Here is a 3,161-nt window from a genome sequence, read left to right as displayed (position 1 = left end):
CAGCTCCAGAATGCCAACCAGGTCGGTGCGCTGTACGCCGACGTGCGGCGCAACAAGGCCCTGGCGTCGGTGATCGGCCAGGTGACCGTCACCGACACCAACGGTGAGGTCATCGATACTGACGCGTTCTTCGGCACCGCCGACGACGCGGAGGGCGACGACGCCTGACGCGCAGACAGTTAGACCGGTGACAGCCGGGATCGGAGTCTCTCCGGTCCCGGCTGTTGTCGTCCGAACGACCGAGATCAGTTCCGCTGTCAGCGAATCGCCGGTGTGTGGGGAACAACGGGGGCTCGTAGATTGATTAATGTCGGTGACAGCTACGGGCCACTGCGCGGGTGGCCCGCTTCGAACCAGATGGGAATCGCAACGTGAGCAACTTGTACTCGCCCACTAATAGCTCCGGTGTCGCCGGACTCAACCTGACCGACTCGGTCTTCGAGCGGTTGCTGCGCGAGCGGATCATCTTCCTGGGCACCCAGGTCGACGACGATATCGCCAACCGCCTGTGCGCTCAGATCCTGCTGCTGGCAGCCGAGGATCCGCAGCGTGACATCAACCTCTATATCAATTCGCCGGGCGGCAGCGTGACCGCCGGTATGGCGATCTTTGACACCATGCAGCTGGCGCCGTGCGATGTGGCCACCTACGGCATGGGTATGGCCGCCTCGATGGGCCAGTTCTTGCTGGCCGCCGGCACCAAGGGCAAGCGCCACGCCCTGCCGCACGCGCGGATCATGATGCACCAGCCGTCGGCCGGTATCGGTGGTACCGCTGCCGACATCGCCATTCAGGCTGAGCAGTTTGCGGCGACCAAGAAGGAGATGAACCGCCTCAACGCGGAGTTCACCGGTCAGCCGCTGGAAAGGATCGAAGCCGACGCCGACCGCGACAAGTGGTTCACCGCCCCGGAGGCCAAGGACTACGGCATCGTCGACCATGTGGTGACTAGCGTCGCCCGCCCGGGCGCATGAGCCCCTACAACCGCAACGGAGCACCCATGTACGAGAACCTTCCGGCCGACGTCCGCGCGGGCATCCCCGACGCCGCGATCGCGCTCAAGCAGATCCAGGCGCGCTATATCCTGCCGTCGTTCATTGAGAACACGCCGAATGGGCAGCGGCAGTACGACCCGTACGCCAAGCTCTTCGAGGAGCGCATCGTCTTTGTCGGCACGCCCATCGACCAGACCGTCGCCAACGACGTCATGGCGCAGCTGCTGGTCCTGGAGAGCCAGGATCCCGACCGCGACATCACCATGTACATCAACTCGCCGGGCGGCAGTGTGCACGACATGCTCGCCATCTACGACACCATGCAGTACGTGCACTGCGACATCGTGACGGTGTGCCTCGGCGAGGCCGCCTCGGCCGCCGCGATCCTGCTGGCCGGCGGCACCCCAGGTAAGCGGGCGGCGCTGCCGAACGCGACTGTGCTGATTCACCAGCCGCGTACGGGAGGCGCCTTCCAGGGGCAGGTGTCCGATCTGGAGATCCAGGCTGCCGAGATCGAGCGCATCCGCAAGCGACTCGACGAAATCCTGGCCCGGCACACCGGACAGGAGCCGGAAACCATTCGGCGCGACACTGACCGGGACAATATCCTGTCGGCCGACCAAGCCAAGGAATACGGCATCGTCGACGAGGTCTTCGAGTACCGCAAGAAGTCGGCGCGCTGAGCGTCAGCAGTTCAGGGCACGTTCGGTCACTGACCCGACACGCCGGTGTGGCGTCGGGGCAGTGACCGGGCAAGTCCGTAGGGTTTCAAGAACAGACGAGCAGCGGCGCGGGTACCGTTTTAGCTACGCGCAGATCAGGAAGTTGGTGCAGGGAAATGGCACGTATCGGAGATGGTGGCGACCTGCTGAAGTGCTCGTTTTGCGGAAAGTCGCAAAAGCAGGTCAAGAAGCTGATCGCCGGGCCCGGGGTGTACATCTGCGATGAGTGCATCGATCTCTGCAATGAGATCATCGAAGAGGAACTGTCCGAGACCAGTGATGTGAAGCTCGACGAGCTACCCAAGCCAGCTGAGATCCGCGAGTTCCTGGACACCTACGTCGTCGGCCAGGACACCGCTAAGCGCACGCTGGCCGTGGCCGTCTACAACCACTACAAACGCATTCAGGCGGGCGAGAAGAAGGAGCCGCGCGGCGGCGAATCGGTCGAGTTGGCCAAAAGTAACATTCTGATGCTCGGCCCCACCGGATGCGGCAAGACCTATCTGGCGCAGACCCTGGCCAAGATGCTGAACGTGCCGTTCGCGATCGCGGACGCCACTGCGCTCACCGAAGCCGGCTATGTCGGCGAGGATGTCGAGAACATCCTGCTGAAGCTGATCCAGGCTGCAGACTATGACGTCAAGCGCGCCGAGACCGGCATCATCTACATCGATGAGGTCGACAAGGTGGCGCGTAAGAGCGAGAACCCGTCGATCACGCGCGACGTCTCCGGCGAGGGTGTGCAGCAGGCGCTGCTGAAGATCCTGGAGGGCACGCAGGCGTCGGTGCCACCGCAGGGTGGTCGTAAACACCCGCACCAGGAGTTCATCCAGATCGACACCACCAACGTGCTGTTCATCGTCGCCGGTGCCTTCGCCGGGCTGGAGAAAATCGTCTCCGAGCGGGTCGGCCGGCGCGGCATCGGCTTCGGCAACGAGGTGGCCAGCAAGAATGAGATCGACACCTCCGATCACTTCGCCGAGGTGATGCCGGAGGATCTGATTAAGTTCGGACTCATCCCGGAGTTCATCGGTCGCTTGCCGATGATCGCCTCGGTCACCAACCTGGATAAGACCGCTCTGGTCTCGATCCTGGGCGACCCCAAGAACGCACTGGTCAAGCAGTACCGCAAGCTCTTCGAGATGGACAACGTGGAGCTGGAGTTCACCGACGAGGCTCTCGAAGCGATCGCCGACCAGGCCATCCATCGAGGCACTGGCGCCCGCGGCCTGCGCGCCATTATGGAGGAGGTGCTGCTGCCGGTCATGTACGACATCCCCAGCCGCACCGATGTGGCCAAGGTGGTCGTCACCGGCGAGACCGTCAACGACAACGTGCTGCCGACCATCGTGCCCAAGAAGAAGCGCGAGCCCCGCGAGAAGTCGGCGTAAGGCGACTGCTGACAGTGAAGGATGCGGGTCTGAGCCACCTGGTGGCTCAGACC

At 63.4% G+C, this 3,161-nt stretch carries 3 protein-coding genes and 1 pseudogene; all 4 read left to right on the top strand.

Annotated elements, in window-relative coordinates; genetic code table 11:
- Positions 1 to 168: pseudogene (locus tag WAW85_RS14770) on the top strand (trigger factor); the annotation flags it as partial.
- A 203-nt stretch (positions 169 to 371) separates the two neighbouring features.
- Entirely contained in the window at positions 372 to 974 is a 603-nt protein-coding gene (locus WAW85_RS14765; protein ID WP_422560349.1) for an ATP-dependent Clp protease proteolytic subunit, read from the top strand.
- Between the two features lie 26 nt (positions 975 to 1,000).
- Positions 1,001 to 1,678: an ATP-dependent Clp protease proteolytic subunit gene (locus tag WAW85_RS14760; RefSeq protein WP_422560348.1), complete on the top strand. Its 678-nt coding sequence runs from the start codon at positions 1,001 to 1,003 to the stop codon at positions 1,676 to 1,678.
- Positions 1,679 to 1,833: 155 nt separating this feature from the next.
- Positions 1,834 to 3,108, top strand: a complete 1,275-nt coding sequence (clpX, locus tag WAW85_RS14755) for an ATP-dependent Clp protease ATP-binding subunit ClpX (RefSeq protein ID WP_422560347.1) — start codon at positions 1,834 to 1,836, stop codon at positions 3,106 to 3,108.
- The last annotated feature ends 53 nt before the right edge of the window (positions 3,109 to 3,161 follow it).

The organism is Gordonia sp. (in: high G+C Gram-positive bacteria) (assembly GCF_049299075.1).
In the GTDB taxonomy this organism is placed as follows: domain Bacteria; phylum Actinomycetota; class Actinomycetes; order Mycobacteriales; family Mycobacteriaceae; genus Gordonia.
This window is presented reverse-complemented; position numbering and strand designations above follow the sequence as displayed.